The organism is Myxococcus vastator, from assembly GCF_010894475.1.
GTDB lineage: Bacteria > Myxococcota > Myxococcia > Myxococcales > Myxococcaceae > Myxococcus > Myxococcus vastator.
In genome coordinates, this window is record NZ_JAAIYB010000455.1 from 1 (window position 1) to 6,493 (window position 6,493).

Annotated in this window: 6 protein-coding genes; 4 read left to right on the forward strand and 2 right to left on the reverse strand. The window is 69.9% G+C overall.

What is annotated here, in order from left to right:
* Positions 1-1,379 (forward strand): MYXO-CTERM sorting domain-containing protein (locus G4D87_RS31185; protein ID WP_275902313.1); only part of this gene is annotated, 1,379 nt, incomplete at its 5' end.
* Between the two features lie 31 nt (positions 1,380-1,410).
* Here the strand turns inward: G4D87_RS31185 and G4D87_RS31190 are convergent.
* Both G4D87_RS31190 and G4D87_RS31195 read right to left on the reverse strand, forming a co-directional pair.
* Positions 1,411-2,208, reverse strand: coding sequence for a TIGR00266 family protein (locus G4D87_RS31190; protein WP_163786341.1), 798 nt, complete (start codon positions 2,206-2,208; stop codon positions 1,411-1,413).
* Between the two features lie 54 nt (positions 2,209-2,262).
* Positions 2,263-2,787, reverse strand: a complete 525-nt coding sequence (locus G4D87_RS31195) for a hypothetical protein (protein ID WP_163786342.1) — start codon at positions 2,785-2,787, stop codon at positions 2,263-2,265.
* Positions 2,788-2,966: 179 nt separating this feature from the next.
* Here G4D87_RS31195 and G4D87_RS31200 point away from each other — a divergent pair, with 179 nt between their 5' ends.
* The 3 genes from G4D87_RS31200 to G4D87_RS31210 form a co-directional block, all read left to right on the forward strand.
* Entirely contained in the window at positions 2,967-4,184 is a 1,218-nt protein-coding gene (locus tag G4D87_RS31200) for a metallophosphoesterase (protein ID WP_163786343.1), read from the forward strand.
* A gap of 96 nt (positions 4,185-4,280) precedes the next feature.
* The gene (locus G4D87_RS31205) at positions 4,281-5,330 is read left to right on the forward strand and encodes a type IV pilus twitching motility protein PilT (protein WP_275902314.1); all 1,050 of its coding nucleotides are present in this window, start codon (positions 4,281-4,283) and stop codon (positions 5,328-5,330) included.
* A 115-nt stretch (positions 5,331-5,445) separates the two neighbouring features.
* A partial coding sequence (locus G4D87_RS31210) for a DUF4419 domain-containing protein (RefSeq protein WP_163786344.1) occupies positions 5,446-6,493 on the forward strand: 1,048 nt, incomplete at its 3' end.

Sequence of the window (6,493 nt, forward strand, 5' to 3'; positions counted from 1 at the left end):
GGCTCGCGGCCGGCCACACACCGGGCGACGATGGGGCGGGCGGCGGCGGCGCGGGCGGCGTCCTCATCCTTCGCGCGCAAGACGGGCTGACCTGCGGGAGTGCTCAGGCCGCGGGCGGCAACGGTGGCAACGTCAGCTACCCGGACTGGGTGCTCGGCCCGGGCGGCGGCGGCGGCGGCGGCGGCGTGCTGCTGCAAGGGGTGACGGCGTCGTGTCCCAGGGGCGTGCCGGGTGGCGCCGCTGGAACCACCAACACGGCCGATGGCGGCACGCATGGCGCGGGCATGGGGAGCGAGGGCTTCGCCGAGGAATACCTCGCGGCCTATCGCGCGCCCGGGACGCCGGCTGTCATCTCCCCCGTGTCCGGAGCGGTGGGCCTTCCACACCGGCCTCGCTTCGAAGGCCGGGCCGACCCTGGCGTTCGGGTCCTCGTGTTCGTCGATGGCGTCGAGCGGCTTCAGGTGGGCGCTGGCGCGGATGGCCTGTTCACCGCGGCCATTCCTCCGGAGCAGGCGCCGCTCGAGGTCGGCACGCACACGGTCCACGTGGTGGCGGAGTCGTTGGGGGCGTACAGCGCGCCCTCCGCGTCCGTGTCGTTCTCCGTCGCGGCCACCCTGGAGGATGGCGGCGTGGTGGTGGAGCCCATCCTGGTGATTCCGCGGGACGGCGAGACGGTGGGGACCACGCCACTGTTCGCGGGCGTCGCGCCCAACGGGCTGACGGTGGGCATCGAGGTGGACAACGGCACCGAGGTCATCATCCCCGTGGATGGCGCGGGTCGCTTCCGCTACCAGTGGCCGTTCGAAGCACCGCTGGCGCCGGGCCCGCACTTCGTCACCGTTCATTCGCACAACGAGGCGGGCGTCAGCGGGCCCTACTCGCAGCCCATCCGCTTCGAGTCCGAGGAGGTGAGCGGCGGGGGCGACGGCGGCACCTCCGAGCAGGACGCGGGCGCATCCCAGCAAGATGGCGGCACACAGGTGCCGGAGGACGGCTGGCCGGTGCTGGTGGTCCCCGCGGAGGGCGAGGTGGTGGACACCACGCCGCTCTTCGCGGGCGCGGCGACGGCGGGCGCCACGGTGGTCATCGAGGTGGACGGCAATGAAGTCGCCACGGTGACGGCTGATGACACCGGGGCCTTCCGTTACCAGGTGCCCCGCGAGCGCGCGCTGTCCGTGGGCGCGCACGATGTCGCGGCGCAGGAGCACCTCGTCACCTCCAGCCAGGCTCCGGCGCGCTCGCGGACCACGGGCTTTCAGGTGCGGGGGCCCGCGGCGCTCGACGTGGGGTGTGGCTGCGGCGCCTCGCCCGTGGGTGTGGCGGGCTCCTGGGTGCTGCTGGCGGGGCTGGCCGGCCTGTCGCGGCGGCGTCGCGGATAGCGGTCCGCGAGCGGCCGGCCTGCCTGGTGCGTCAGTCGTCGCCCAGCAGGCTGCCGAGGCCAACGCCCCCGAGCACGCTGCCTTCTCCGGTCGCGCCACCCGGGCGCGAGGCGGAGAGGATGCGGCCCGCGAGCCGGCTGAACGGGAGCGACTGGAGCCACACCTTGCCGGGGCCGCGCAGCGTGGCGAAGAAGAGGCCCTCGCCGCCGAAGAAGGCCGTCTTGATGCCGCTCACCATCTGGATGTCGTAGTCCACGGTGGGCTGGAACGCGACGATGCAGCCGGTGTCCACGCGCAGCAGCTCACCCGGGCCCAGGGTGCGCTCGTGCAGCGTGCCGCCCGCGTGGATGAAGGCGAGCCCGTCACCCTGGAGCCGCTGCATGATGAAGCCCTCGCCGCCGAACAGGCCGGTGCCCAGCTTCTTCTGGAAGGCGATGCCCAGCGTCACGCCCTTGGCCGCCGCGAGAAAGCTGTCCTTCTGCGCAATCAGCTCGCCGCCGAGCTCGCTCAGGTTCACCGGGATGATTTTCCCGGGGTAGGGCGCGGCGAAGGACACCTTGCGCTTGCCCCGGCCGCTCTTGTTGAGGAAGACGGTGGTGAAGAGGGACTCACCCGTCAGCAGGCGCTTGCCCGCGCCGAGCAGCGAGCCGAAGAAGCCGCTCGTCTTCTCCGAGCCGTCACCGAAGATGGTCTCCATCTCGATGCCGTCTTCCATGTACATGAGAGTGCCGGCTTCGGCGACCGCGGCTTCTCCCGGATCCAACTCCACCTCGACGAACTGCAGGTCCTCGCCGTAGATGTGGAAGTCCACTTCGTGCATGCGTGCCATGGATGCGCTCCGTCGTGAGGAAACGGCGTGCACCATAGCCGCCCCGAGGTGGGGCTACCGCGACAGAATCAAGGCCAGGGTGGCCACGAGCCGGGCGTCGTCGCCGCCAATGGCAGGCGGAATCGACAGCGACACCGGGTTCTCCAATCCGGCGAGGCACGAACGCCAGCCTTGATAGCGGCCTTCTTCGGAGGCCGTGAGCTCGTAGCTGCACCGGCCCACGTCGCCCTTGAACGTCCGCGGCGTCACCTGGAAGTCGGTGAGCTGTCCGCCGAACGTGCCCTTGGCGCGCAGGCCTCCTTCTTCCTGCGTCATTCGCAGGTCCACGGGGCCGCTTCCGTAGATGCCTCGGACCCGCGCGGCGTCCAGCGTGAGGTTGAGGGGCCTGCCGAAGGCGCGGCCTCGCAGGGCGTCGTCGCTGAAGCCGACCTGCAGGTCAGGGCTGGTGAGGTCGCGGTCGGTGACGCGCGCGTTGAGCGCGACCCGAGGCGTCCGCAGGTCCAGGTACTGGACGGGCTGGGCCCAGGCCGCGCCCGCCGCCGCGAGCAGCGCGGCTGTGAAGATACGTGAAGTTCTCATGCTTTGAACCTAGTCGGCTCGCCAACCCGTCGCCCGTGGCTTAGGTGTGGTGCACAAGATGAGGCGTTGACCCGCCTGGTGTACGGGCGGGTTGCCGGGCAGCGGCCCCAGGCGGCCGTTATGTCCCCGCGCTCCGGGCGCGGTCATGGCTGGCACCGGTGAGAAGGAGGTTGTCGTTCGTGGCGGAGCTGACCCCAGGTGTGGAGCAGGAGGCCCGGCGGCCCAGGGTGTCCCTGTCGCTGGCGTTGCGGTGGTTGATGTCGCTGGGCGGCATCCTCACGCTGATGGGCGGGCTGCATGCGTATATCGCGGTGCGCCTGTTCGTGAGCCCGCAGCTCCCCGCGCCGTGGGCCTGGCTGGGCCCCGTCCTGGTGGCGCTGCTCTTCCTGTCGCTGCCGGTGGGAATGGCGGCGTCGCGCCGCGAGCCGACCCTCTGGACGCAGGTGCTCCAGTGGACGTCCTACGTGTGGCTGGGGGCCTTCGGCATCCTGCTGAGCGCGGTGGTGGTCGCGGACCTGGTGGGGCTGGGCCTGTCGTGGTCGGGCGTGGTGACGGACGCGCTGGCCCTGGCCCGGGGCAAGGCCCTGGTCGCGGTGGGGGTGACGGTGCCGGCGGTGGTGTACGCCTTCATCACGGCGCGTGGCCGGGCGACGGTGGAGCGGGTGACGGTGCCGGTGGCGGGCCTTGCATCCGGGCTCAGCGGCCTGAAGGTGGTGCAGATTTCAGACATCCACGTGGGGCCCACGTTGGACGGCCGCTGGCTGCGGCGCGTGGTGGAGCAGGTGAACGCGCTCCAGCCGGACGTGGTGGCGGTGACGGGCGACCTGGTGGACGGCACCGTGGAGGCGCTGCGGGACGAGGTGAAGCCCCTTTCGGAGCTGCGCGCGTCGCTGGGCGTCTTCTACGTCACCGGCAATCACGAGTACTACCACGGGGGCCCGGCCTGGGCGGCGGAGGTGGCGCGCCTGGGCCTCACCGTCCTCCAGAACGAGCACCGCGTGGTGGAGCGCGACGGCGCGCGGCTCACCATCGCGGGGGTGACGGACCATGACGCGGGGCACCTCATTGCCTCGCATGCCAGCCGTCCGGAGCTGGCGCTGCACGGGGCGCCGCACGGCGTGCCGCGTCTGTTGTTGGCCCATCAGCCCCGGTCCGCCCTGCGCGTGGCGGAGGCGGGCGTGATGGTGGACCTGCAGCTTTCCGGGCACACGCACGGCGGACAGGTGTTTCCCTTCATGTTCTTCATCAAGTTGCAGCAGCCGGTGGTGCGTGGACTTGCCACCATCGCCGGGGTGCGCGTCTATACCCACAGGGGGACAGGCTATTGGGGGCCGCCGCTCCGGCTGGGACCGTCGCCTGAGATTGCCGAGCTGACCCTGGTGTCCGCCCCGGGTTGATTGCACACCATGTGCATCTGTTACGCGTCCGCCTAGAATCCGTGGCTCTCCTAGCTGAAGAGGGACACGCCCCTGGATCTGGCAACGCTCAACAAGCTGCTCGCGGTCGGTGTGCAGAACGGTGCATCGGACATCCACTTCCGGCCGGGAGACCCGCCCATCTACCGGGTCAATGGCGCGCTCCGGCCCTTGAAGATGGAGAAGCTTCACGCGGACCACACGCGACAGGTGGCGATCCATGTCGTGTCGGACCCCGAGGTGAAGAAGCAAATCGACACGCTTCAGGAGTGCGACGCGTCCTACAGCCTCCCGGGGGTGGCGCGCTTCCGGGTGAATATCTACCGGCAGCGGGGCTCGCTGGCGTGCATCCTGCGCATCATCCCGGATGAAATCCCAACCATTGACGGGCTGGGATTGCCGCAGGTGTTGAAGAAGATTGCGGGCAACGAGCGCGGGCTGGTGCTGGTGACGGGCGCGACGGGCTCGGGGAAGAGCTCCACGCTGGCGTCGATGATTGACCACATCAACCGCACGGAGAACCTGCACGTCCTCACCATCGAGGACCCCATCGAGTTCATCTACAAGAACATCAAGTCCTCCATCTCCCAGCGGGAGATTGGCCCGGACACGCAGAGCTTCGCGATTGCGCTGCGCGCGGCGCTGCGCCAGGACCCGGACGTCATCCTGGTGGGTGAGATGCGCGACACGGAGACCATCGACATCGCGCTCAAGGCGTCGGAGACGGGCCACCTGGTGCTCTCCACGGTGCACACGACGGACGCGTCCCGCACCATCAACCGCCTGGTGTCGGTGTTCCCCGCCGAAGAGCAGACGATGGTGCGCATGCGCCTGGCGGACTGCCTCAAGGCCACGGTGTCGCAGCGCCTGCTGCCCCGGGCCAGCGGCAAGGGCCGCACCGTGGCGCTGGAAATCATGGTGCAGACGAAGACGGTGGAGCAGTACATCCGCGACGACCGCGCCAGCGAGCTGAAGGACGTCATCGAGAAGGGCCGCGACATGTTCGGCATGCAGTCCTTCGACCAACACCTGACGCAGCTCTACCGGGAGGGGCTCATCACCCTGGACACGGCGCAGAGCGCGGCCTCCAACCCGGCCGACTTCCAGCGCGCGCTCGAGTTCGAGTGAGCGCCGCGGGCAGCCGCCTTGCCCGGGATGGCAGGGCGCGCGCTGCCTGTCAGGGGAGGGCCCCTGAGGCGTAGGTCGGCGGGGTATCATCCACGCCACGCTGAGGGGGCTGCCGATGCTGACGTTCGAGGTGGATGCCGTCGAGGAGGCCTCGACGCCTCCTGTCACCAGGTTGTTTGGGACGTTCGTGGAGGAGGCGGTCTGGATGGCACCCGGGCCGGACACGCGGGTGCTGGAAACGTATGGCGTGCACCCGTTGCTCGCCGCCGTCCACACGGCCTTCGCGGAGCATCGGCCGCTGGTGCTCTCGCCGGACGCCATCTGGCTCACGATGGCGCAGGGCGTGGCGCAGCATATCCGGTTGAACGCGGAGGCCCTCCGCGGCCGTCTCGTCCGGCATGAGGGCCGCAAGAAGCTGACCATCGAGTTGGACTCGCTGCCGACGACCGACTCGGCCTTCCTGACGCTGTTCTCCGCGTTCCGTTTCCAGCTCCGCGAGGCCCTGGGCCCCGGGCTGCCCCGGTTGCTGTCGTGTGATTTCTCCACCAGCACCGACATCGAGCGCATGGCCGGAGACGTGGTCCTGATGGATGCCATGTCGCCATACTTCGACTACGAGATGGAGACTTTGTGCGGCATCCCCCGCATCACCCTGCTGGGGACGCCCGAGGACTGGCGGTCCATCCGCCGCCGCATCGACGTCATCCAGGAGTTGGACCTGGCGTGGTGGACGTCGTCATTGATTCCCATCGCGGACGCCTTCGTGAGCGCGGCCGAGGGGAACCCCGACCGCGAGCTCTGGCAGCAGCTCTACAAGCCCAGGAAATTGTATGGCCCGGAACGCTCCACGGGCTGGATTGCGCGGTTGTTCCCCTACATCGCGACCCATGGGGCCTACTCGGAGCGGAACCCGCTCCTGCGCAGCTCGCATGCCGAGTTGATGGCTTCGCGCGAGAAGGAGCCGGAGGAGGAGTGGGAGGCTCCCGGGCCTGGTGTGGCGCTGCGCGACCTTCCTGCGATCCCGTCGAGCGTGGCGCTTCATGTGGAAATGCCGCTCGTGGGCCGCCGTGAGACGTGGACCCTGGAGGCGGGCGTCCTGTGCGCGGAGGTGGATGGCACGGGCGCGCTCCTGCCCAGGGCGGGGGTCGTGGTGAGCCGGGGGG